We start from the raw sequence: 23,236 nt of genomic DNA on the forward strand, positions 1-23,236 counted from the left end.
GCGGCCCCCTCCGGCCCTCCGGGCCACCTCCCCCAAAGGGGGAGGATCTAGAAGCACCGCGCCAAGAAGATGCTCCCCCTCTGGGGGAGCTGTCGCGGAGCGACTGAGGGGGTCTTCGCTGACTACTTCCCCAAGAACTCCGCCAGCCGGTCCTTCCACAGCACCGCCCAGGTATGGCTGCCATGCCCCTTCGTCTTCTCGGACGCCGGCAGCAGCACGAACTCCCCGCGCTTCAGCCGCTTCACCTCGCGCTCGGCGATGCCAAGCTCCGGAGGGTTGATGAAGTCGTCGGCCGAGTTGATCCACAGCACCGGGACCTCGATCTTCTCCAGCCCCGCCGACGGGTCGTAGTTCCTCGAAGCGTCCACCTGGTAGAGCAGGTCGTTGGCGTCGAGCCCCGCGATGCGACGGGCGAAGTCGGCTTCCAGGGCCTTGTCGGTCGCCTCGCGGGTCGGCAGCGCCAGTTGCATCGGCAGGGCCGAGGCGCCGGCGATGATCAGGAAGTCGGTCGCCGTGCGCAGGCCCTGCTTCGGCTGCTCGACATAGTCGCCGCCGTTCCAGGCGGGGTCGGCCTTGATGGCGTCCATGGTCATCTTGCGCCACATGCGGTTGCGGCCGGCGATGGCAACCGGCTGGCAGGCGAAGGGGGCCAGCTTCTGCGCGAAGCCCAGATACGCCTCGCCCCAGACGAAGGCGTGCATGCAGCCCATCGACGTGCCCATCAGCAGCCGCAGGCGATCAATCTTCAGCCCCTCGACCAGCAGCCGGTGCTGGGCCTGCACCATGTCGTCATAGTCGTAGTGCGGGAACCTGGCCTTCAGCCCGTCCGAGGGCTTCGACGATTTCCCATGGCCTATGCCGTCCGGCAGGATCACATACCACTTGGCCGGATCCAGCAGGCCGCCCGGAACCAGCAGTTCGTCGGCGAACTGCGGCGACAGGAACTGCTTTCCGCTGCCGCCCGTCCCGTGCAGCACCATCACCGCATTGGTCACCCGCCCCTGCGCGTCCCTCTTGGGCTCGCCCAGCGTCGTGTAGTGCAGCCGCAGCTCCGGCAGGCTTTCGCCCGAGCGGAACTTGAAGTCCTTCACCACGAACTCGCCGTCTTTAGGCGCGACGGCCGGAGCGGACAAAACGGCGGCGGGCGCGAAAGCCGCGCAGGCGGCCAGGGTCAGCAGCAGGCGGCGCATGGCTTACTTCTTCTCCAGCCGGGCCACGAGGCTGGAGGTGTCCCAACGATTGCCGCCCAGTTCCTGAACCTCGCCGTAGAAGCCGTCGATCAGCTTCGTGACCTCCAGGCTCGCGCCGTTGCTGGCCGCTTCGTCCAGGGCGATGCCGAGGTCCTTGCGCATCCAGTCGACCGCGAAGCCGAACTCGAACTCGCCGCGCGACATCGTCCCCCAGCGGTTCTCCATCTGCCAGGACTGGGCCGCGCCCTTGGAGATCGCCGCCAGCACGTCGTCGGTCGGCAGGCCGGCGCGCTTGGCGAAGTGCAGCGCCTCGGCCACGCCCTGGACCACGCCGGCGATGGCGATCTGGTTGCACATCTTGGTCAGCTGGCCCGCGCCCGACGGCCCCATCAGCCGCATGGCCTTGGCGTAGACGTTCAGCACCGGCTCGGCGGCGTCGTAAACGGCCTGCTCGCCGCCGACCATGATCGTCAGCTGGCCGTTCTCCGCCCCCGCCTGGCCGCCGGAAACCGGCGCGTCGAGGAAGCCGACGCCCTTGGCCGCCGACAGCTCCGCCATCTCCCGCGCCACCTTGGCCGAGGTCGTGGTGTGGTCGACGATGATCGCGCCGGCTTCCAGAGCCGGCAGGATCTCGGCCACCACAGCGCGGACGTCGTCGTCGTTGCCCACGCACAGGGCGACCAGCTGCGCGCCCTTCGACGCCCCGGCGATCGTCGGATCGCTGCCGCCGCCGTGCTTTTCCACCCAGCGGGCGGCCTTCTCGGCAGTACGATTGTAGACGGTCACGTCATGGCCGGCGGCCTGCAGGTGGCCCGCCATCGGAAAGCCCATCACTCCAAGGCCGATGAACGCCGTCTTCATGCGCGAGACTCCTTGCCGCACCCTGCGGTTTCGGAGCTGTGTCTGGCCCCTCGGGCCTGCGATCGCAACGCCATTTTAACGTCCTGCCGTCAGGTTGCCCCAACAGGGTTAAGCAGGCTTAAGCACGATGGCGTCGACCGGCGAAGCGCCGATCATCATCAAGAAGATCAAGAAGGGCGGCGGTCATGGTCACCATGGCGGCGCCTGGAAGGTCGCCTATGCCGACTTCGTGACGGCGATGATGGCCTTCTTCCTGCTGATGTGGCTGCTCAACACGACCAGCCCCGAGCAGAAACAGGGCATCGCCGACTACTTCGCCCCCGCCTCGATCTCGTCCAGCACCAGCGGCTCGGGCGGCATCCTGGGCGGCACCTCGCTCGGCGACGACGGCGCCAAGGCCGACGGCAAGATGTCGGTCGTCCAGCAGATGGCTCCCGAAGCCCCCGACCAGACCAACCAGGACGGCCAGTCCTCGACCACCGCCAGCCTCGACTCGGCCAGCGAGGACGCCCTGCGCGACGCCCTGGCCAAGAAGGAGCAGGACAGCTTCGCCTCGGCCGCCCAGTCGCTGCGCCAGTCGCTGCAGGACATGCCCGAACTGGCCGAGCTGTCGAAGCAGATCATGATCGACCAGACCCCGGAAGGCCTGCGTATCCAGCTGATCGACCAGGAAGGCCGCTCGATGTTCAAGGAGAACTCGCGCGAGCCCAACGACCGGGCCCGCCTGCTGCTGCGCGCCGTGGCCAAGGTCATCAACCAGCTGCCCAACCGCATCACCGTCTCGGGCCACACCAGCGCCGACGCCCGCGGCCGCAAGGCCGACAGCGACTGGTCCCTGTCGGCCCAGCGCGCCGACGCCTCGCGCCAGATCCTGCGCGGGGCCGGCGTCGACGACGACCGCATCTACCAGGTGTCGGGCAAGGCCAATTCCGAGCCCCTCTACGCCGACGATCCCACCCTGGCCGGCAACCGCCGGATCTCCATCGTCCTGCTGCGCGAAAAGCCCGTCCTGCCCGACAACCTGTGACCGTATGCCGCGTCACGCGTTTGTCCGACTTGCACAACGGCTCGGCATGCCGCCTAATCGCCCCTGAGGCATAGGCGGGGGCCTGGCCGGAGGAAGGGGACAGGGACGACGTGACGCAGCATTTTCCGACGCGACAGCTTCGGTTCTTCCTGACGGCGCCGACCCCATGCCCGTACCTGGCCGGCCGCCAGGAGCGGAAGGTCTTCACGCACCTGCCCCTGTCCGACGGTCCCGGCGTCAACGACAGCCTGACCCAGGTCGGCTTCCGTCGCTCCCAGAACATCGCCTACCGTCCCGCCTGCGAGACCTGCCGCGCCTGCCAGTCTGCGCGCGCCCCGGCGGCCGACTACGAATTCTCGCGCTCGGAGCGCCGCGCCCTGAACCGCAACGGCGACCTCGTGCGCCACCTGGTCGAGGCCGAGGCCACGCTGGAGCAGTTCGAGCTGCTGCGCCGCTATCTCACCGCCCGCCACGCCGACGGCGGCATGGCCGAGATGACCTGGCCCGACTATGTCGCCATGGTCGAGGACACCGCTGTCCGCACCCACCTGATTGAATACCGCCGCCCGTCCGTCGACCGCGGCCCGGGCGAACTGGTGGCCTGCGTGCTGGTCGACGTGCTCGCCGACGGCCTGTCGCTGGTCTACAGCTTCTACGACCCGACCGAGGTGCGTCGCAGCCTGGGCTCCTTCATCATCCTCGACCACATCGTCCAGGCCCGCCTGACCGGCCTGCCCTACGTCTATCTGGGGTACTGGGTGCCGGGGTCGGAGAAGATGGCCTACAAGGCCAAGTTCTCGCCGCTGGAGATCCTGAAGCCCGGCGGCTGGTCGCTGATGTCGGCCCGCGAACGCGGCGCCCGCCCGCCCAAGGCGTCCCCCGCCCCGGCCGTGCGCGAGGTCGAGCTGTCGGACGCGACGCCGCTGACCGAACTGCCGGCGGCTGGGAAGCCGTAGCCCCTCTTTTTACTTGCCGTCATTCCCGCCCTTGTGGCGGGAAACCCTCTGTCAGCCGCAAGGACAGAAGGGCGGACTGCCAAGCAGTCCGCTGGCGCTTCACGTGCGGACGGAACCAGGGGTTCCCGCCACAAGGGCGGGAATGACGGGATAAAAGCGGGAGTGACGGGCTAGAAGGCTGTCGTCTACCGCGACCAGGCCACCCCGCCGTCCACCGCCAGCGTCGCCCCCACCACATAGTCCCCTGCCCGCGAAGCCAGGTAGATCGCGGCCCCGGCCATGTCCTCGGGCTCGCCGATACGGCCCGCGGGAATGTGCTTGGCCACGGCGTCGGCGTGGTCGCGGGCGACGCGGTTCATGTCGCTGGGAAAGGCGCCGGGCGCGATGGCCGAGACGGCGATGTTGTCTGCCGCCAGCCGCAGGGCCATGCGCTTGGTCATGTGGATCAAACCCGCCTTGCTGGCGCCGTAGGGATAGGTCTCCTCCTTGGTCACCGACAGGCCGTCGATCGAGGCGATGTTGATCACCTTGGCCACCCGGGCCTTGGCCGCTTCGCGCAGCGGACCGATCAGGGCCTGGGTCAGGAAGAACGGGGTCTTCATGTTGAGGTCGACGGTCTTGTCCCAGCCGGCCTCGGGGAACGTATCGAACTCCGCGCCCCAGGCCGCGCCGGCGTTGTTGACCAGAATGTCGAGCTTGCTCTCGCGCTCGATGATCCGCGCCGCCAGGCCCTGCACGCCTTCCAGGGTCGAGATGTCGCCCGGCAGCGACACGCACTCGCCGAATTCCGACAGCTCCTCGGCGGCCGCGTCGCAGGCCCCGGCCTTGCGGGCGGTGATGTAGACCCGCGCCGCGCCGTAGCGCAGGAAGCCCTCGGCGATCATCCGGCCGATGCCGCGCGACCCGCCGGTGACGAGCGCCACCCGGCCCTCGAGCGAGAACATTTCCAGCATGCGTTTCCTCCAGCCCTTTCGTGGGCCTTATTTTTCGGGGTTCGTCAGCGCCTGATAGACCAGGGTCGCCGTGCGTTCGTCGATATTGCGCAGGGCCGGATCGCCGTCCTTGCCCAGCACGTGGATCATGCCCAGGAAGATCACGTCGTTGGCCGGGTCGATCCAGAACCAGGTGCCGGCCGCGCCGCCCCAGCTGTAGGTCCCCTTCCCCGCCAGCGTGCCGGCCCGGGCCGGATCGGTGACGACCATGAAGTCCAGGCCGAAACCCTTGCCGGTCGCCTTGGAGAACGGGGCTTCGGGGTTGTCGAGGATCACGTCGTCCAGGTGATCGGACGCCATCAGCTTGACGGTGGCCGGCGACAGGATCCGCGTCCCGTCCAGCTCGCCGCCGTTCAGCAGCATCTGGGCGAAGCGGGCGTAGTCGGTGCTGGTCGAGACCAGCCCCCCGCCGCCCGAGGCCACGACCGGCGGCTTGGTGATGTCCAGCACCATGAAGCCCTCGGCCGGGACGATCTTCTTTTCCTTGCCGTTCCACATGTAGAGGCTGGCCAGGCGCGAAGCCTTGTCGGCCGGCAGCGAGAAGCCGGTGTCCTTCATCTTCAGCGGCGTGAAGATGCGGCTCTGCATGAAGTCCGGCAGGCTCTGGCCCGACAGCTTCTCGACGATGAAGCCCTGGATGTCGACGCCGACGCTGTACTTCCACTGCTTGCCGGGCGGGCCGACCAGCGGCAGCTTGGCGACCTTCTCGACGAACTCCTGGCCGCTCTTGGAGCCCAGCACCCCGGTCGAGACATAGGCCTTGTCGACCGGGTTGTCGGGGTTGAGGCCGTAGGCGAAGCCGGCCGTGTGGTTCATGATCTCGCGCATGCTCGGCGGGCGATCGGACGGATCGGTGATGAACGAGCCGTCGGGGTTCACACCCTTGTAGACGCGCAGATTGGCGAACTCCGGGATGTACTTGGTCACCGGGTCGTCGAGGCGCCACTTGCCCTCCTCGAACAGGATCATCATCGCCACGCCCGTGACCGGCTTGGTCTGGGAATAGATGCGGAAGATCGTGTCCTTGGTCATCGGCGGGCCGCCGAAGCCCTGGGCGCCGTAGGTCTCGAAGCTGACCACCTTGCCGTGGCGCAGCAGCATCGTCGTCGCGCCCGGCAGATGGCCGGTGGCGACGAGGTTCTTCATGAAGGCGTCCAGCTTGGCCAGCCGCTCGGACGAGACCCCGACGCTCTCGGGCGCGGCGGCCGGCAGGACCGGTTTCGGAGCGGCGAAGACGGGCGATGCGCCCATCGCCAGAGAGAAGGCCAGGGCCGTCGCCAGCCCGAAACGCCGTATCGCCATGCATCACCCCAAACAGCCGTTTGGAGGCGACCTTACCGGGGATTGCGACAGGTGCAATCACGCCTTGGGTTTCTGGGTCCCACGAAACCTCGTCCCCTAAAAGATCGCCTCCCTCGCCCCTGTGGCGAGGGCCCATGCCGGCGACCGCTCAAACCTGAGCCGTCCCGCAAAGATCTGAGCAACCGAACGATGGATCCTGGGCACAAGGCCCAGGAAGGCGTTTGAAAAGGCGTTTGAAAGAGGAATGGCGACTACTTCTTCCTGTTGGCGGCCGCCACGGCCAGGAACATCGTCCCCACGCCGCAGAACACCGCGAACAGCGCGATGAACACCGCCGTCGACTTCTTCGAGTCGCCGTCGGCCGCATGGGCCAGGGTCGGCGCCGCCAGGACGAACGCGCCGGCCAGCAGCGACTTGATGGTCTTCATCGGAAAAGCCCCCACACAAGGATACCGCGGGGAGCTAGCCCGCTTTCCACCATCGCGACAACCCGGCCCGCGCCCGCTACTTCGCCGGGAACAGCGCCTTGTCGATCGCTTCGGCCATCAGGGCGTAGCCTGCGTCGTTGGGGTGCAGATGGTCGCCGCCATGCGTCTCGACACGCAGCTGGCTGGGCTTGGCCGGGTCGCGCAGCACCGCGTCGAAGTCGACGATCCCGTCGAACTCGCCGCTGGTGCGGATCCAGGCGTTGACCGCCTGACGCGTCGCCTCGCCCTTCTCGTGGTAGTAGGCCGCGCCCTCGAACGGCGGGATGACGCCGCCATAGATCTTGACGCCGCGCGCGTGGGCCCGGGCGATCAGCTGGCGATAGCCGGCGATCAGGTCTTCCGGCGTCACGGCGTCGGCGGCGAAGCCCGGCTGGGCCGGACGGCCGATGTCGTTGATACCTTCCAGCAGGAACACCGCCTTCAGCCCCGCCACGCTCAGCACGTCGCGGTCGAAGCGCGACAGTGCGCTGGGCCCCGACACCTCGCGCAGCAGCCGCCCGCCGCCGACGCCCATATTGACCACGCTCCAGCCCTCGCCGCGCGCGGCCAGGCGCTGGGCCAACTGCTCGGGATAGCCCTTGTCGGCGTTGGCGGTCGAACCGGAACCCTCGGTGATCGAGTCGCCGATCGCCACCAGCACCGGCGCCTCGGCCGCGCCGCGCACCTCGACGCCGCTGACCAGGCCCGGCCCCTTCAGGGCCTCTTCACCCGGGATCTGGCTCTTGGCCACGTGGTTGCCGGGCGGGGCCACGAACAGGCGCACGCGGTGGCCGGCCGGGGCCTGGGTCCCGACATAGAAGATCGCCACCGACACCCGGTCCATGGCCTTGACCGGCAGGGCGACGGGATCGGTCAGCAGCGGCGCGCCCGGCGCGATCGTGAACTCGCTCTTGCCGCCCACGGTCACCGCGACCGGCGCGCCCAGGATCTTGCCGTCGGCGTCGGCCGGCGCGACCGTGATCGCCCCCACCGCCAGCGGCCGCTCATTGAGTTCGTTGGACAGCCGCAGGCGCAGCGCGTCGCCGCCGGCGTTCAGCCGCATGACCTGGCGCACCGTGACGTCGGTGAAGGCCCTCGCCTCCCCCGGACGGGCCACGGCCTGCGGGGCGATCGGCGCATTGCCCCAGGCGCTGCGCCAGGCCGGCGCGGTCGCGACGGCGGTGGGACGGGCTTTCGGCGCGGCCAGCAGCGGCGCGCTCGGCGCCAGGGCCAGCACCAGGGCGGCGGACAGAAGAAGTCGTTTCACGGCGTTTCCCCACGCAACGGCGGTTGACGTCCGCCACTTCAGTGATATTCTCAATATATCGATCAATTGTCCATATTGTGAGAATTGATCGTTGGATCGAGTTCGATCCTTCCCCGTTCTGCCTGACCTCGTTCCCCCTGAGGTCGCAGGAGCGCCGGCTTGGCCAGCGCTCCTTTCTTTTTGCCTGCTTACGGCCGCCCAGCGCAGCTGGGCTCCCCCCGCGCCGAAGCGTCGGCCACGCCGCGCAGCACCAGCTTGGACGCCGGAACCTTCGCCCCCCGCAGGCCCTTGGCCACGATGCCGGCCGCCATGCGCGCGCCCAGCTCGTTGGGGTGGGTGGTGTCGTTGATCCCTTCCGGGTGGCTGGCGATCTTGTCGGCCGCCGAATAGATCATGAAGCGCTTGGCGCCCTGCGCCTCGCCCATCTTCTGCAGGGCCGCCTGGCTTTCCTTGTCGAGGTCGATCAGCGGGGTCTTCGTCTCCGCCGCCACCCGCCGCACGGTCGCCGAATAGGGACCGTGGGTGTCCTGGATCTTGCCGTCCTTGAAGATCAGCTTGGCGATCGGGGTGATCAGCACCGGCTTGCCGCCGGCCGTGCGCACATCGGCCACGAACCGGCGCAGGTTGTCGGCATAGGCCCCGTTCGGGTCGGTGAAGCGGACGATCTTCTTGGTGTCGGCGTCGTTGTGGCCGAACTGGATCAGGACGGTGTCGTCCTTCTGCAGCTGGGCCATCAGCACCGACCACAACCCCTCCTCCTGGAAGGTCTTGGTCGAGCGGCCGCCGCGCGCCAGGTTGACGATCTGGGCCTCAGGCTTCAGCGAGCACTTCAGCACCATGCCCCAGCCCATCTGCGGGAAGCTGCGGGCGCTGTAGTCGGCGGCAGTGGAGTCGCTGGCGATGACGATGCGGTTCGGATCGGCCAGGGCGGCGGGCGCCGCCCCCATGACCAGAGCCAGTGCGAGGGCGGCGATCTTCATCAGCGGGTCTCCGCCAGGATGGAACTGTCGATCTCGGAGACGGAATTGACGCCTGTCAGCGCCATGGCCACGCGCATCTCCTTCTCCATCAGGTCGAGCAGCTGGGTCACCCCGGCCTGCCCATTGGCCGCCAGGGCGTAGACGGCCGCACGGCCCAGCAGCACGCCCTTGGCGCCCAGGGCCAGCATCCGCACCACGTCGAGGCCCGAGCGCACCCCGCCATCGGCCAGCACCGTCAGCTTGTCGCCCACCGCCTCGGCGATCGCCGGCAGGGCCTTGGTCGAGGACAGCACCCCGTCCAGCTGGCGGCCGCCGTGGTTGGACACCACCACGCCGTCGGCGCCGATGTCGGCGGCGGCCTTGGCGTCCTCGGGATCGAGCACGCCCTTGATGATCAGCGGCCCCTTCCAGGACTCGCGGATCCATTCCAGGTCCTTCCACTGGATCGAGGGGTCGAAGTTCGCCCCCAGCCAGCCCATGAAGTCCTCCAGGCCGGTATTGCCCTTCAGCACCGGGGCGACGTTGCCCAGGGTGTGGGGACGGCCCATCAGGCCGACATCCCACGCCCATTGCGGTCGGCCGACGGCCTGCAGCATCCGGCGCACTGAGGCGTTCGGACCGCTCATCCCCGAGTGAGCGTCGCGGTAGCGGGCCCCCGGCACGGGCATGTCGACGGTGAAGACCAGAGTGGTCGCCCCCGCCGCCGCCGCCCGCGCCAAGAGGTCGCGCATGAAGGCGCGATCCCGCAGCACATAGAGCTGGAACCACAGCGGCCGGCTGGACGCCGCCGCCACCTCGTCGACATCGCACACCGACACCGTCGACAGGCACAGCGGCACGCCCTTGGCCGAAGCCGCGCGCACCGCCTGGCACTCGCCCCGCCGGGCGTACATGCCCGTCAGGCCGACCGGCGCCAGCACCACCGGCATGGACTGCTCCACGCCGAACAGGCTGGTCGCCGTCGAGACCCTGGACACGTCCTTGAGCACCCGCTGGCGCAGGGCCAGGTCGGCGAGGTCGGAGACGTTGCGGGCCAGGGTCCGCTCGGCATAGGCGCCGCCGTCGATGTAGTCGAACAGGAAGCGCGGCAGCTTGCGCCGCGCCGCCTCGCGGAAGTCGGTGGTCGACGAGATGATCACTGGACTACTGCAGGTTCACGAACGCGCCGCCGTCCACCAGCAGGGCCGCGCCGGTGACGTAGTTGGCCAGGTCCGAGGCCAGGAACACGATCGGGCCGGCCAGGTCGTCGGGCTCGCCCAGGCGGCCCAGCGGGATGCGGCCGCTCATGTATTCGCGCTTGGCGACGTCGGCCAGGTCTTCCTTGTTGATCGCGGTCTCGATCGTGCCCGGCAGCACCGAGTTGCAGCGGATGCCGTACTTGCCGAGCGCGATGGCGGTCGACTGCATCAGGCTGTGCACGCCGGCCTTGGTCGGGGTGTAGTGCGTCTGCATGCCGCCGCCGACCAGGGCGCTGATAGAGCTGACGGCGATGATCGAACCGCCGTGGCCTTGCTTGACCATCTGGTTGGCCGCCGCCTGCACCATGTAATAGGCGCCGTGCAGATTGACCTTCATGGTCCGCTCGAGAACCTCGGGCGGCATGTCGAGGAAGGCGTGGAACGGGCAGATGCCGGCGTTGTTGACGAACACGTCGACCTTGCCGAAGGCCTCGACCGCGGCGTCGACGAAGGCCTTGGCCGTGGCGACCTCGGCCACGTCGCCCTTCACGGCGATGGCGCGACGGCCCAGGGCCTCGATCTGCGCCACGGCGTCGGCCGCGCCGGCCTCGTCGGAGTGGTAGTTGATCGCCACGTCGGCGCCATGACGCGCGGCGCCGATGGCGGCCGCCTTGCCGATGCCGCCCGAGGCGCCGGTCACCAGCACCACCTTGTCCTTCAGAAGCATAGTTCCTCCGTCATACATACGCGCGGGAGGCGTCAGGTCTTGGCGCCCGAACCCCGCTTACCGTTCCAGCCCAAATCGCGGCTGATCGCGTCGGCGGCCAGGCGGACGTCGTCCACCAGGCCGGTCATCCGTTCGTCGTCCATGTACTGAGCAGCGCCCGAGACGCTGATCGCGGCGACGATCTGACCGCCCGCCCCGCGCACGGGCGCGGCCACGCAGCGGATGCGGTCTTCATTCTCTTCAAGGTCGAAGGCGATCCCGCGCTGGGAGTAGTCGCGCATCCACGCGATCCACTGCTCTTCGTTGGGCGCGCCGGCGGCGGCCGGGCCTTCCTTGCGATAGAGCGCGCGCCAGCGGGCTTCCTCGTCGTCCAGCACCAGGGCCTTGCCCAGGCCCGTCGAGCGGATCGGCTGGCGATCGCCCACGCGCGAGGAGATGTTGATGCGGCGGCGGCCGGTCAGCTTGTCCAGATAAAGAGCGCGGTCGTCGTCGAGCACGCCCAGGTGGACGGTGTCTTCCAGCTCTTCCCACAGCTTTTCCAGGTGCGGGCGCGCCACGCGCGGCAGGTCCATCTGCTGGCTGGCCAGATAGCCCAGCTCGAGCAGCTTGGAGCCAAGGCTATAGCCTTCGCGCGGCGTTTGGGTGAGCATACGCCGTTCGACCAACGCCGTGGCCAGTCGGTGGGTGGTGCTGCGGGTCAGGCCGAGTCGCGCGGCCAGGGCCGGCAGGCCGATGGCGCCCGCATCGGCCACCACGTCGAGCACGTCCAGGCCGCGAAACAGCGTCTGGCTGCCGCTTGGGCTCTTGGTCGCCGCGCCTTCGTCGTCAGCCACTGGTTCCGCTCCCCTTGACGTGCTGGGTTTCATTTTGTAGCACTACCTCTCATAATATGGAACGCAAGACAAGGGCTCGCTTCGCGACTCTTCGGGTCACGGATCTACCGCGGCGAGCGTGTCATACGATGTTCTGGGGAGGTAGCGCGAACATGTGTTCGCGCCGTTCGGCGGCCCCGCTGGCGCGCCCTCCCCCGGTTTGGGGTTGATCCGGTCGAGCGACCGGGCGTTGTTGGAGCACTAGGATGCCGCTTCCCTTGATCAAGCATGTCCGGGCCTTCGTGGTCCGCGGCGGCGGCGCTGATTATCACGACCAGGGCGAAGGCCACTGGATCGACGATCACATCGCCACCCCGATGTCGCGCTATCCGGAATACCGCCAGAGCCGCCAGAGCTTCGGCATCAACGTGCTGGGCACGCTGGTCGTCGAGATCGAGGCCGTCGACGGCACGATCGGCTTCGCGGTGACCACCGGCGGCGAGCCGGCCGCCTTCATCGTCGAAAAGCACCTGGCCCGCTTCCTGGAAGGCCGCGACCCGACCGAGGTCGAGAAGATCTGGGACCAGATGTACTTCTCCACCCAGTACTACGGCCGCAAGGGCCTGGTCGTGAACGCCATCTCGGGCGTCGACCTGGCACTGTACGACCTGCTGGGCAAGCTGCGCCAGGAGCCGGTCTACGCCCTGCTGGGCGGCAAGGTCCGTGACGAGCTGACCTTCTACGCCACCGGCGCCCGTCCGGACCTGGCCAAGGAGATGGGCTTCATCGGCGGCAAGATGCCCCTGCACCACGGCCCGGCCGAGGGCGAGGAAGGCCTGCACAAGAACATCCAGGAACTGGCCACCATGCGCGAGCGCGTGGGCGAGGACTTCTGGCTGATGTTCGACTGCTGGATGTCGCTGGACCTCAACTACGCCACCAAGCTGGCCCACAAGGCCCACGAGCTGGGCCTGAAGTGGATCGAGGAGGCCCTGAGCCCCGACGACTACTGGGGCTATCGCGACCTCAAGAAGAACGCGCCCAAGGGCATGCTGGTCACCACCGGCGAGCACGAAGCCACCCGCTGGGGCTTCCGCATGCTGCTGGAGATGGAATGCTGCGACATCATCCAGCCGGACGTGGGCTGGTGCGGCGGCGTCACCGAACTGATCAAGATCGCCAACCTGGCCGACAGCAAGGGCGTGATGATGATCCCGCACGGCTCGTCGGTGTACAGCTATCACTTCGTCATCACGCGCCATAACAGCCCGTTCGCCGAGTTCCTGATGATGGCGCCCAAGGCCGACGAGGTCGTGCCGATGTTCCATCCGCAGCTGATCGGCGAGCCCGTGCCGGTCAACGGCAAGCTCAAGCTCGGCGACGCGCCCGGCTTCGGCGTCGAGCTGAACCGCGACATCGCCCTGCACCGTCCCTATCCGCGGTAAGCCGCGCCTTTCCTCCCCCATTCCCCCTAGAGCCAGAAGATCATGAAACTGCTGCGTTACGGCCCGCGGGGCGCCGAAAAGCCCGGTCTGCTCGACGCCGAAGGCAAGATCCGCGACCTGTCGGGCCACGTGTCCGACATCACCGGCGCCGAGCTGTCGCCCGAGGGCCTGGCCAAGATCGCCGCCATCGACCCGGCTACGCTGCCGGTCGTCGAAGGCTCGCCGCGCTACGGCGTGCCGATCGGCAATGTCGGCAAGTTCCTGGCCATCGGCCTGAACTTCGCCGACCACGCCAAGGAAGCCGGCCTCGAGCCCCCGCCCGAGCCGATCTTCTTCACCAAGGCGATCTCGTGCCTGAACGGCCCGAACGACCAGGTCATGCTGCCCAAGGGCGCCGAGAAGGGCGACTGGGAAGTCGAACTGGGCGTCGTGATCGGCAAGCGCGCCCGCTATGTCGAGCAATCCGAGGCCCTGGACTACGTCGCCGGCTACGTGCTGGTGAACGACGTCTCCGAGCGCGCCTTCCAGAAAGAGCTCGGCTCGCAGTGGGACAAGGGCAAGGGCTGCGACACCTTCGGTCCGGTCGGTCCGTGGGTCGTCACCGCCGATGAGGTCGGCGATTGCCAGAACCTCGACATGTGGCTCGACCTCAACGGCAAGCGCATGCAGACCGGCAACAGCAAGACGATGATCTTCGGCGTCGCCGAGCTGATCGCCTATATGAGCCGCTTCGTCACCCTGGAGCCGGGCGACATCCTGACCACGGGCACCCCTCCGGGCGTCGGCGAAGGCCAGAAGCCGGAAAAGATCTTCCTCAAGGCCGGCGACGTCATGGAGCTGGGCATCGAGAAGCTCGGCAGCCAGCGCCAGGAAGTCATCGCCTGGACCAAGGAAGGCGTCTCGTGACCGTCTACGCCAACCGCTTTGCAAACCGCGCCGCCGTCATCACCGGCGGCGCCTCGGGCCTGGGCAAGGAAACCGCCCGCCGCCTGATCGCCGAAGGCGGCAAGGTCGCCCTCTGGGACGTCAACGCCGAGGCCCTGAAGGCCGCCGCCGAAGAGATCGGCGCCACCTTCACCTTCGCTCTGGACGTCTCCGACGAAGCCCAGGTCGCCGCCGCCACGGCCGCCAGCCTGGAAGCCCTCGGCAAGATCGACGTGCTGGTCAATTCGGCCGGCATCACCGGCGCCACCGTGCCGGTGCACGAGTTCCCGCTCGACAGCTGGAAGCGCGTCATCGACATCAACCTGAACGGCCTCTTCTACTGCTGCCGTTCGGTGGTGCCGCACATGCTGGCGGCCGGCTACGGCCGCATCGTCAACGTCGCCTCGGTGGCCGGCAAGGAAGGCAATCCGAACGCCAGCGCCTATTCGGCGTCGAAGGCCGGCGTGATCGGCCTGACCAAGTCGCTGGGCAAGGAACTGGCCGGCAAGGGCGTGATCGCCAACGCCCTGACCCCCGCCACCTTCGAAAGCCCGATCCTCGAGCAACTGCCGGCCAGCCAGGTCGAGTACATGCGCTCGAAGATCCCGATGGGCCGCCTCGGCGAAGTCGAGGAAAGCGCCGCCATGGTCTGCTTCATGGCCAGCGAAGAGTGCAGCTTCACCACCGCCGCCACCTTCGACACGTCCGGCGGCCGGACCACCTTCTAAGCTTTTGTATCCGGGCTCGCCCGCCCTTCGGGGCGGGCGGGTTCAAAGGGAGGAACCATGGCGTACGCGGGTCCGATCATCGACGCCCACATGCACCTGTGGGACCTCGACAAGCACTACTATTCGTGGCTGCAGGACGACCCGCTGCCCAACAATCCGGCCGGCGACATGGCCCTGATCGCCGGAAAGGACTACCTGCCCGCCGACTACGCCGCCGACGCCCTGCCCTGGCGCGTCCAGAGCCTGGTCCACGTCGAGTGCGGCCTGCCTACCGACAAGCAGCTCTCTGAAACCGACTGGCTGGAAGGCCTGGCCGACGCCGGCGCACCGCCCCTCCCCTCAATTGCCGCGATCGTCGCCGGCGCCAATCTGGACGATCCGAACGTCGAGCTCCTGCTCGAAGCCCACGCCGAGCGCCCGCGCGTTCGCGGAATCCGCCAGATCGTCAATTTCCACGAGGACCCGGCCAAGACCTACGGCCCGTCCGACCTGCTGCTGAACGACCAGTGGCGCCGGGGCTTTTCCCTCCTGGCCGACCACGGCCTGTCGTTCGACCTGCAGCTCTATCCCTCGCAGATGGCGACCGCCGCCGCCCTGGCCGACGCCCATCCCGACATCCCGCTGATCGTCAACCACGCCGGCATGCCGACCGACCGCGACGAGGCGGGTCTCGCCCTCTGGCGCGCCGGCCTCGCGGACCTCGCCAAGCGTCCCAACGTCTCGTGCAAGATCTCTGGCCTGGCCATGGTCGACCGCGCCTGGACGGTGGAAAGCCTGCGCCCGTTCGTCCTCTACGTGATCGAGGCCTTCGGCGCGGAACGCAGCATGTTCGCCAGCAACTTCCCCGTCGAGAAGGTGCACGGCAGCTTCGACGCCTTCTATTCGGCCTACGACGCCATCACGGCCGATTTCAGCGACGCCGACCGCCAGCGCCTGTTCGCCGGCACGGCCGCCGATATCTACCGCATCGCCTGACAACCATAAAAAGACGCCCGGAGGACACCCCATGAGCAGCAAGATCGAAGGTCGCCCGATCGCCTTCCGCATGCAGCTGAAGGCCGGCGTCGCCGCCGAGTACGAGCGCCGTCACGACGAGCTGTGGCCGGACCTGGCCGAAGCCCTGCGCGGCGCGGGCATCTACGACTATTCGATCTTCCTCGACGAAGAGACCATGAGCCTGTTCGCCGTGCTGCGCCTGAAGCCGGACAACAACAAGGACGCCCTGCCCCTGCAGCCGGTGATGAAGCGCTGGTGGGACTTCATGGCCGACCTGATGGAGGTCCACCCCGACAACAAGCCCGTCGAGTGGCCGCTGAAGCCCGTCTTCTTCTTCGAGGGCTGAAGACCGTGAAGCGTTCAGCCCTTTTCGGCCTCGCCGCCGCCCTGCTCGCCACGACAGCTCTGGCCGAGCCGACGCGCTACGTCATGACGGCGTTCACCAACGCCAGCCAGTCGAACATGAGCATCTACGACTCGGCGGACGGCGCGCGCTTCACCCTGCAGAAGCCCCTGGCCTATACCCCGCCCAAGGGTCTGATCCGCGATCCCAGCGTGCTCAAGCGCAAGGACGGCTTCTACTACGTCGCCTACACCACCGGCTGGACCGGCAACACCATCGGCCTGGCCCGCAGCAAGGACCTGGTCGACTGGACCTTCCTGCGCGACGTCACCATCGACGTGCCCGGCGCCACCAACAGCTGGGCGCCCGAGTGGTTCGTCGACCAGGACGGCTCCGAGCATCTGATCCTGTCGGTCTCGACCACCGGCATCGGCGGGCAGTTTCAGCCCTACCGCATCACGGCCCAGGACACCGACCTGACCGCCTGGAGCGCCCCGCGCCCGCTGTCGGGCATGGGCCCCAACTACATCGACGCCTTCGTCGTGCGCGAAGGCTCGCAGTACCAGGCCTTCGCCAAGAACGAGACGACCAAGTTCATCGAACTGCTGACCGCCCCGTCGCTGGACGGCCCCTGGCAGGTCAAGGGCGGCGGCGACTGGGCCGGCTGGGGCAAGTTCCTCGAAGGTCCCGCCGTCACTCGTACCCCTGAAGGGGCATGGCGCGTCTATTTCGACGAGTACATGGCCAAGCGCTACTGGTACTCCGACAGCAAGGACGGCTTCCGCACCTGGACCAAGAAGCAGGAACTGCCCGAGCTTTCCGGCACGGTCCGCCACTTCACCGTGCTCAAGGAAGGCGGCGACCAGGCTGTCGCGGAGAAGCCCGCCGAGGCCCACAAGATCACCTGGGACAAGTACTCCCTGAAGGTCGACGGAAACCGCATCTACTCCTGGGGCGGCGAGTTCCACCCCTTCCGCGTGCCCAGCCCCGATCTCTGGCGCGACATCCTCCAGAAGATGAAGGCCAGCGGCTACAACACCGTCGCGATCTACATCGACTGGGGCTACCACTCGCCCAAGCAGGGGGTCTACGACTTCAGCGGCGTGCGCGACATGGATCGCGTGCTGACCATGGCCAAGGAAGAAGGCCTCTACGTCATCACCCGCGCCGGGCCCTACGTGAACGCCGAGCTGACGCGCGGCGGCTTCCCCGGCTGGCTGGTCAACCAGCAGGCCCGCGCCCGCACCGATGCGCCGGAATACATCCAAGCCGCCGACGAGTGGCTGAGCCAGATCAACAAGGTCATCGCCCGCCACCAGCTGACCACCGGCCAGGGCACGGTCATCGCCCACCAGATCGAGAACGAGCTCGACGTCGTCGGCGCCCCGCAGCAGCGCTACATGCAGTGGCTGGCCGACAAGGCCCGCGCCGACGGCATCACCGTCCCGCTGTTCCACAACGACAAGGGCCGCAACGGCTACTGGGTGCCCAAGGACTCCAAGGTCCCCGGCACTGTGGAAGGCCCGGCCGACCTCTACGCCTTCGACGGTTATCCGGGCGGCTCGTGCAAGGTCGACTCCACGCCGTCGGCGGCCGGCGTCGCGCCCGACTGGGGCCTCTACGGCGCCGGCGGCGCCAAGGGCGGCGCCTCGGCCAGCCCCAACACCCCCGGCTTCGCGGCCGAGTTCGGCGGCGGCTGGTTCGACTACTGGGGCAGCAACGGCGACTACGACTGCACCGCCATCCATCGCGGCGTCGGCTACCAGCGGGTGTTCTACGGAACCAACATCGCCAACGGCCTGACGATCCAGAGCTTCTACATGACCTATGGCGGCACCAGCTGGGGCTGGCTGCCGGCCCCGGTGGTGTTCAGCTCCTACGACTACGGCTCGGCCATCGACGAGGCCCGCGGGCTTCGCGACAAGGCCAAGGTCATGAAGCAGATGGGCCAGTTCCTGAACGCGGTTCCGGACCTGACCCGCATGGACAAGGGCGAGTTCGTTACGGTCTCGAACGACAAGGTCCGCGTCTATCACAACGTCAACACCGAGACCGGCAGCCACCTCTACGTGGTGGTCCACAATCCCAGCAGCGCCACCGGCGACGAGGCCTTCACCTTCAAGCTGAAGACCCGCGACGGCGAGTACGTGGTCCCCTCGCGGATCAAGGGCCAGGACAGCAAGATGCTGATGGCCAGCTACGACCTGGGCGGCCAGCGGCTGGTCTATTCGACCTCCGAGATCCAGACCCACCTGCCCTGGAACGGCGGCGATCTGGCCCTGCTCTACGGCCGCGCCGGCGAAGCGGGCGAGACCGTGCTGCGCTACGCCCAAGAGCCCAAGGTCGAGGTGCTGGAAGGCCAGGTCACCTCGGCCTTCGACGCCGCCAAGGGCGACCTGAAGCTGACCTACAGCCACATGGGCCTGGCCCGCGTGCGCATCACCGGCGGCGGTCGTCCGCCCCTGGTGCTGCTGCTGGCCGACGAGGCCACGGGCCAGACCTTCTGGCGCCAGGACACCGCCGCCGGCCCGACCCTGCAGCGCGGCCCCGGCCTCGTGCGCACCGCGGCCGTCAAGGGCGGCGTGCTGTCCCTGACCGGCGACACCGAGACCGAAAGCCCGCTGGAAGTCTTCGCCCCCAAGGGCGTCAAGTCCGTCCGCTGGAACGGCGCCGCCGTCGCCGCCAAGGCCACGACCAGCGGCTCGCTGCTGGCGTCCAAGGCCCTGCCCGGCCCCGCCGCGGTCACCGTTCCCGACCTCGCCAAGCTCGACTGGAAGACCGCCGCCGGCTCGCCCGAGTCGGATCCCGCCTTCGACGACAGCGCCTGGGCCAAGGCCGAGGGCAAGCGCGGCGGCTCCACCGTGCGTCCGCCCACCGGCCAGCCGGCGCTCGACATGAGCACCCACGGCTTCCACAACGGCGACGTCTGGTATCGCGGCCGCTACAAGGGCCGCGCCGACATCGACACCCTGACCCTGCACTACGGCGCCGGCGGCGCGGGCATGCTGCAGGTCTGGCTGGACGGCAAGTTCCTGGGCCAGCACGAGCTGGACGGCGGCCTGCCCCGCCCGATCACCACGGGCGTGGCCACCTTCAAGCTGCCGGAAGACTTGCGCGGCGACGGCGAGCACGTGCTGTCGGTGATGGTGCGCAACAACGGCCACAACTGGGACCTCGACGCCGACGACTTCCACAAGGAAGCCCGCGGCCTCGTCTCGGCCTCGCTGTCGAGCCCCACGAGCTACAGCTTCGCCGTGCCGATCGCCTGGAAGATCCAGGGCAACAAGGGCGGCGAGGACATCGCCGATCCGGTGCGCGGTTCGCTGAACGAAGGCGGCCAGTACGGCGAGCGCAACGGCTGGCACCTGCCGGGCTTCCCCGACCAGGGCTGGGCGAAGGCCGACATGGCGGCCACCCAGCCCTACGCCGGCACGACCTGGTATCGGACGAACTTCGATCTGGCCCTGCCCAAGGACCAGGACGTGACCCTGGGCTTGACCATCGGCGATCCGAAGACCCCGCGCTCGCCGGGCCGCTACCGCGTGCTGATCTTCGTCAATGGCTGGAACATGGGCCAGTTCATCGCCCATGTCGGCCCGCAGCGGACCTTCGTCCTGCCGAGCGGCATCATCGACGAGCACGGCAAGAACACCATCGCCCTGGCCGTGACCAGCGACGGCGCCCCCGGCGACGCCCTGGAAGCCGTCAAACTCGAAGTGCTGCGCAACGTGGAAGGCGGCGTGCCCGTCGCCCGCGTTCCCGCGCCGAACTACAAACAGTAGGCCCCCGCCTACTCCAGACCTACCCTTTAGGAGACTACCGTGCCCAATCTCGCTCACGGCATCGAGGCCAAGGACGTCAAGGCCAAGATCGCCCTTCTGATCAGCAACCTCGTCGACATCACCGACGAGACGGGCGAGTTCCTGCTGCGCCTCGACGACGGCCGCGTCATCGACACCAAGGGCTGGAACGACTGGGAATGGACCCACGGCGTGGGCCTGTACGGCCTGTGGAAGCAGTACGAGATGTACGGCGACGAGCGCGCCTTCGACATCATGACCAAGTGGTTCGCCGACCGCTTCGAGGCCGGCACCCCGACCAAGAACATCAACACGGTCTCGCCGTTCCTGACCCTGGCCTACCTGTACGAGGCCACCGGCGACCACACCTACATCCCCTATCTCGAGACCTGGGCCGACTACGTCATGTACGAGGGTCCGCGCACCGAGGAAGGCGGCTTCCAGCACATCGTCTTCAACAGCGAGAACCCGCAGCAGCTGTGGGACGACACGCTGATGATGAGCGTGCTGCCGCTGGCCAAGATCGGCCTGCTGCTCGACCGCCCCGACTTCGTCGAGGAGGCCAAGCGCCAGTTCATGGTCCACATCAAGTACCTGGCCGACCGCAAGACCGGCCTGTGGTTCCACGGCTGGACCTTCGAGGGCCGTCACAACTTCGCCGACGCCCTGTGGGCCCGCGGGAACTGCTGGGTGACGATCGCCATCCCGGAATTCATCGAGCTGCTCGACCTGAAGCCGGGCGATGGTTTGCGCGCCTTCCTGATCGACGCGCTGGAAGCCCAGATCAAGGCCCTGACCGAGTTCCAGGACGCCGAGAGCGGCCTCTGGCACACGATCATCAACGACAAGACCTCGTACCTGGAAGCCTCGGCCACGGCCGGCTTCGCCTACGGCGTGCTGAAGGCCGTCCGCAAGCGCTACATCGGCAAGGAATACGAAGCCGTCGCCATCCGCGCCATCAAGGGCGTGCTGGCCAATATCGACGACGCCGGTGAACTGCAGCAGGTCTCGTTCGGCACCCCGGTGTTCGACACGATCCAGGGCTACAAGGACATCCCGCTGACCTCGATGCCCTACGGCCAGTCGCTGGCCATGCTGGCCCTCGGCGAGTTCCAGCGCGCCTTCATCTAGGGTCGTAACTTCGGTCCGTTGCGTGGTCCTCGTCCTTCGACAAGCTCAGGATGAGGACCACTCATAGGCCCGGCCAGTAGAAAAACCTCATCCTGAGCCTGTCGAAGGGCGAGGTTTTCGGCTCAGACGCCGAGCAATTGGGACTAGCAGGTCCGGTCAATCGACTGGACCGGACTCGGGGGCGACAAGATCCCCACCTTTTGGGACACGAAACGAAAATGGCCACGCCAGACGCCCGCAAACCGTCCTGGATCAACTATTGGGGCTGGGGCTCCGGCGACCTGCTGGGGGCCGGCGCCCAGGCCGTGATCACCGGCTGGCTGGCCTATTTCTTCATCACCTTCTGCGGGCTTTCCCCGGTCGAGACGGGCCTGATCCTGGGCCTGCCGCGCCTGCTGGAAGCCATCACCTGCCCGCTGATCGGCTACATCTCCGACAACCTGCGCCACACCTGGATCGGCCGGAAGGTCGGGCGGCGGAAGCTGTTCCTGCTGCTGACCATCCCGCTGCTGCCGGCCTTCGCCCTGATCTTCGTCACCGGCCAGACCTTCACCTACTACTTGCTGACCTTCATCTTCTTCGAGTTCGTCTACACGATGTTCCTGATCCCGTGGGAAACTCTCGCGGCGGAAATGACCAAGGATTACAAGGAGAAGGCCAAGTTCGCCGGCGCGCGCATGCTGGTCGCCCAAAGCTCGGCGATCCTGGCCTCCTACCTGCCGACGCTGATCATCAACCACTTCGGCGGCAAGGACAGCCCCAACACCTTCCTGATCATGGCGGCCATCTTCGGCGGCCTGTTCAGCCTGGTCGTCCTGCTGGTGGTGCTGTTCACCTGGGAACGCCCCTACACCGAGGACGAGAAGCTGATCCAGCCCGAGCCCATGAACTGGGCCAGGGCGGCGCTGATCCCGGTCAACATGTTCCGCGACCTGTTCTCGACCCTGAAGCTGAAGGCCTTCCGCCAGCACCTGTCGCTCTATCTGGGCGGCTACATCAGCCAGGACATCTTCAACACCGCCTTCCCGCTGTTCGTGGCCACGGTGATGGTCGGCTCGACCCTGGTGATCTCCCAGGCCATGACCATGATGTACGTGGCCCAGCTGATCTCGGTGATGATCGCCATCCGCGTGATCATCAAGACCGGCCCGACCGCCGCCTACCGCATGGCCATCAGCTTCGTCGGCGCGGCCCTGCTGCTGTTCCTGGGCTTCTTCCTGGTCAAGCCGGCCGGCTTCACGGCCGGCGTGGCGGCCCTGAACGGCAACATCTTCACCGCCCTGCCCGGCGCCTCGGGCTTCAACCCGACCGTCCTGCTGTGGCTGTTCCTGCCGATCATCCTGGCGGGCCTGGGCCGCGGCACGCTGAATTTCGTCCCCTGGGGCGTCTACAACTACCTGCCCGACGTCGACGAGGCCGTCACCGGCCAGCGCCGCGAAGGCATCTTCGCCGGGGTCATGACCTTCGTGCGCAAGATCGCCCAGTCGGGCGCCATCCTGCTGACCACCAGCCTGATCGGCCTGGGCGGCTTCGTCTCGGCCGCCAAGGGCGCCCCGCCGCCCGAACAGTCGCCGGAAGCCGTCCGCGCCCTCGTTCTGGTCATGGTCGGCGGCCCGCTTATCGTGATGATCGCCGGCATGCTCATCTCCTGGAAGTTCCGCCTCAACGCCCGCACCCACGAGGTCCTGGTCCACGAAGTCGAACGCCTGCGCGCCGGCGCGACCGAAGCCGAGACCCCGGAGTCCAAGGCCATCGTCGAAGACCTCACCGGCTGGAAGTACGAGACCCTCTGGGGCCGCGGCGCGAAAGCCAAGCCGGCGGTCGGCAGCGACCACATCCCGGACATCACCTGACGCCCTCCCCTCTCCCCTTACGGGAGAGGGTGGCCTCCGAAGGAGGTCGGGTGAGGGGTCTCTCAGAAACAGAACGCCGCGACAGCCGATCAGCCGTCGCGGCGTTTTCGTTCGTGCAACCCCTCATCCGTCGGCTTCGCCGACACCTTCTCCCGCAAGGGGAGAAGGACGAGCCCTAGAAACCTCCCCCCGTGGGGGAGGCGGCCGAAGGCCGGTGGGGGGGACGGTTTCAGCTTCCGCTGCGTCGGAAGGTTGGA

At 67.8% G+C, this 23,236-nt stretch carries 20 protein-coding genes; 10 read left to right on the top strand and 10 right to left on the bottom strand.

Annotated elements, in window-relative coordinates:
- Positions 1-122 precede the first annotated feature (122 nt).
- Both AC07N1_RS14410 and AC07N1_RS14415 read right to left on the bottom strand, forming a co-directional pair.
- Positions 123-1,190: an alpha/beta fold hydrolase gene (locus AC07N1_RS14410; protein ID WP_494672435.1), complete on the bottom strand. Its 1,068-nt coding sequence runs from the start codon at positions 1,188-1,190 to the stop codon at positions 123-125.
- A gap of 3 nt (positions 1,191-1,193) precedes the next feature.
- Positions 1,194-2,051 carry an NAD(P)-dependent oxidoreductase gene (locus AC07N1_RS14415; protein WP_494672436.1) on the bottom strand — a complete coding sequence of 286 codons (858 nt, stop codon included), beginning with the start codon at positions 2,049-2,051 and terminating at the stop codon, positions 1,194-1,196.
- Positions 2,052-2,178: 127 nt separating this feature from the next.
- Here AC07N1_RS14415 and AC07N1_RS14420 point away from each other — a divergent pair, with 127 nt between their 5' ends.
- Complete coding sequence (locus tag AC07N1_RS14420) at positions 2,179-3,078, top strand: flagellar motor protein MotB (RefSeq protein ID WP_494672437.1); 900 nt, start codon at positions 2,179-2,181, stop codon at positions 3,076-3,078.
- 110 nt (positions 3,079-3,188) lie between these two features.
- A complete protein-coding gene (locus AC07N1_RS14425) occupies positions 3,189-4,034 on the top strand; it encodes an arginyltransferase (RefSeq protein WP_494672438.1) in 846 nt (281 codons plus the stop codon).
- 185 nt (positions 4,035-4,219) lie between these two features.
- On the opposite strand, the gene AC07N1_RS14430 is transcribed toward AC07N1_RS14425, so the two are convergent.
- The 8 genes from AC07N1_RS14430 to AC07N1_RS14465 form a co-directional block, all read right to left on the bottom strand.
- On the bottom strand, positions 4,220-4,987 hold the full coding sequence (locus AC07N1_RS14430) for an SDR family oxidoreductase (RefSeq protein WP_494672439.1): 768 nt from the start codon (positions 4,985-4,987) through the stop codon (positions 4,220-4,222).
- Positions 4,988-5,014: 27 nt separating this feature from the next.
- Complete coding sequence (locus tag AC07N1_RS14435; protein ID WP_494672440.1) at positions 5,015-6,328, bottom strand: serine hydrolase domain-containing protein; 1,314 nt, start codon at positions 6,326-6,328, stop codon at positions 5,015-5,017.
- 251 nt (positions 6,329-6,579) lie between these two features.
- Positions 6,580-6,756, bottom strand: coding sequence for a hypothetical protein (locus AC07N1_RS14440; protein ID WP_494672441.1), 177 nt, complete (start codon positions 6,754-6,756; stop codon positions 6,580-6,582).
- 76 nt (positions 6,757-6,832) lie between these two features.
- Positions 6,833-8,062 carry an SGNH/GDSL hydrolase family protein gene (locus tag AC07N1_RS14445; protein WP_494672442.1) on the bottom strand — a complete coding sequence of 410 codons (1,230 nt, stop codon included), beginning with the start codon at positions 8,060-8,062 and terminating at the stop codon, positions 6,833-6,835.
- 188 nt (positions 8,063-8,250) lie between these two features.
- A complete protein-coding gene (locus AC07N1_RS14450) occupies positions 8,251-9,042 on the bottom strand; it encodes a rhamnogalacturonan acetylesterase (protein WP_494672443.1) in 792 nt (263 codons plus the stop codon).
- Positions 9,042-10,181: an FMN-dependent L-lactate dehydrogenase LldD gene (gene lldD, locus AC07N1_RS14455; protein ID WP_494672444.1), complete on the bottom strand. Its 1,140-nt coding sequence runs from the start codon at positions 10,179-10,181 to the stop codon at positions 9,042-9,044. Before lldD ends, AC07N1_RS14450 begins: the two co-directional genes overlap by 1 nt.
- Before the next feature lie 4 nt (positions 10,182-10,185).
- Entirely contained in the window at positions 10,186-10,947 is a 762-nt protein-coding gene (lra1, locus tag AC07N1_RS14460) for an L-rhamnose 1-dehydrogenase Lra1 (RefSeq protein WP_494593375.1), read from the bottom strand.
- A gap of 32 nt (positions 10,948-10,979) precedes the next feature.
- Positions 10,980-11,813 carry an IclR family transcriptional regulator gene (locus AC07N1_RS14465; protein WP_494672445.1) on the bottom strand — a complete coding sequence of 278 codons (834 nt, stop codon included), beginning with the start codon at positions 11,811-11,813 and terminating at the stop codon, positions 10,980-10,982.
- 212 nt (positions 11,814-12,025) lie between these two features.
- On the opposite strand from AC07N1_RS14465, the gene rhmD reads away from it, so the two are divergent.
- From rhmD to AC07N1_RS14505, 8 genes are all read left to right on the top strand, one after another.
- A complete protein-coding gene (gene rhmD, locus AC07N1_RS14470; RefSeq protein WP_487288284.1) occupies positions 12,026-13,204 on the top strand; it encodes an L-rhamnonate dehydratase in 1,179 nt (392 codons plus the stop codon).
- Between the two features lie 42 nt (positions 13,205-13,246).
- Positions 13,247-14,110 (top strand): 2,4-didehydro-3-deoxy-L-rhamnonate hydrolase, encoded by an 864-nt coding sequence (locus AC07N1_RS14475; RefSeq protein WP_110122026.1) that lies wholly within the window; start codon positions 13,247-13,249, stop codon positions 14,108-14,110.
- Entirely contained in the window at positions 14,107-14,856 is a 750-nt protein-coding gene (locus AC07N1_RS14480; RefSeq protein ID WP_494672446.1) for an SDR family NAD(P)-dependent oxidoreductase, read from the top strand. Before AC07N1_RS14475 ends, AC07N1_RS14480 begins: the two co-directional genes overlap by 4 nt.
- A 57-nt stretch (positions 14,857-14,913) precedes the next feature.
- Positions 14,914-15,831 (top strand): amidohydrolase family protein, encoded by a 918-nt coding sequence (locus tag AC07N1_RS14485; protein ID WP_494672447.1) that lies wholly within the window; start codon positions 14,914-14,916, stop codon positions 15,829-15,831.
- 31 nt (positions 15,832-15,862) lie between these two features.
- Positions 15,863-16,198, top strand: coding sequence for an L-rhamnose mutarotase (locus AC07N1_RS14490; RefSeq protein WP_110122029.1), 336 nt, complete (start codon positions 15,863-15,865; stop codon positions 16,196-16,198).
- 5 nt (positions 16,199-16,203) lie between these two features.
- Positions 16,204-19,977, top strand: coding sequence for a beta-galactosidase (locus tag AC07N1_RS14495; RefSeq protein ID WP_494672448.1), 3,774 nt, complete (start codon positions 16,204-16,206; stop codon positions 19,975-19,977).
- Between the two features lie 39 nt (positions 19,978-20,016).
- Entirely contained in the window at positions 20,017-21,126 is a 1,110-nt protein-coding gene (gene bglB / locus AC07N1_RS14500) for a beta-galactosidase BglB (RefSeq protein WP_494672449.1), read from the top strand.
- 218 nt (positions 21,127-21,344) lie between these two features.
- Positions 21,345-22,979, top strand: a complete 1,635-nt coding sequence (locus tag AC07N1_RS14505) for an MFS transporter (RefSeq protein WP_494672450.1) — start codon at positions 21,345-21,347, stop codon at positions 22,977-22,979.
- Positions 22,980-23,236 lie beyond the last annotated feature (257 nt).

This window comes from Caulobacter sp. GW821-FHT09B11, assembly GCF_059418205.1.

Bases quoted from the DNA above. Each gene is read 5' to 3' on its own strand.
- AC07N1_RS14410 (WP_494672435.1), bottom strand. From the start codon at position 1,190: ATGCGCCGCCTGCTGCTGACCCTGGCCGCCTGCGCGGCTTTCGCGCCC.
- AC07N1_RS14415 (WP_494672436.1), bottom strand. From the start codon at position 2,051: ATGAAGACGGCGTTCATCGGCCTTGGAGTGATGGGCTTTCCGATGGCG.
- AC07N1_RS14420 (WP_494672437.1), top strand. From the start codon at position 2,179: ATGGCGTCGACCGGCGAAGCGCCGATCATCATCAAGAAGATCAAGAAG.
- AC07N1_RS14430 (WP_494672439.1), bottom strand. From the start codon at position 4,987: ATGCTGGAAATGTTCTCGCTCGAGGGCCGGGTGGCGCTCGTCACCGGC.
- AC07N1_RS14435 (WP_494672440.1), bottom strand. From the start codon at position 6,328: ATGGCGATACGGCGTTTCGGGCTGGCGACGGCCCTGGCCTTCTCTCTG.
- AC07N1_RS14440 (WP_494672441.1), bottom strand. From the start codon at position 6,756: ATGAAGACCATCAAGTCGCTGCTGGCCGGCGCGTTCGTCCTGGCGGCG.
- AC07N1_RS14450 (WP_494672443.1), bottom strand. From the start codon at position 9,042: ATGAAGATCGCCGCCCTCGCACTGGCTCTGGTCATGGGGGCGGCGCCC.
- lra1 (WP_494593375.1), bottom strand. From the start codon at position 10,947: ATGCTTCTGAAGGACAAGGTGGTGCTGGTGACCGGCGCCTCGGGCGGC.
- AC07N1_RS14465 (WP_494672445.1), bottom strand. From the start codon at position 11,813: ATGAAACCCAGCACGTCAAGGGGAGCGGAACCAGTGGCTGACGACGAA.
- rhmD (WP_487288284.1), top strand. From the start codon at position 12,026: ATGCCGCTTCCCTTGATCAAGCATGTCCGGGCCTTCGTGGTCCGCGGC.
- AC07N1_RS14475 (WP_110122026.1), top strand. From the start codon at position 13,247: ATGAAACTGCTGCGTTACGGCCCGCGGGGCGCCGAAAAGCCCGGTCTG.
- AC07N1_RS14485 (WP_494672447.1), top strand. From the start codon at position 14,914: ATGGCGTACGCGGGTCCGATCATCGACGCCCACATGCACCTGTGGGAC.
- AC07N1_RS14490 (WP_110122029.1), top strand. From the start codon at position 15,863: ATGAGCAGCAAGATCGAAGGTCGCCCGATCGCCTTCCGCATGCAGCTG.
- AC07N1_RS14505 (WP_494672450.1), top strand. From the start codon at position 21,345: ATGGCCACGCCAGACGCCCGCAAACCGTCCTGGATCAACTATTGGGGC.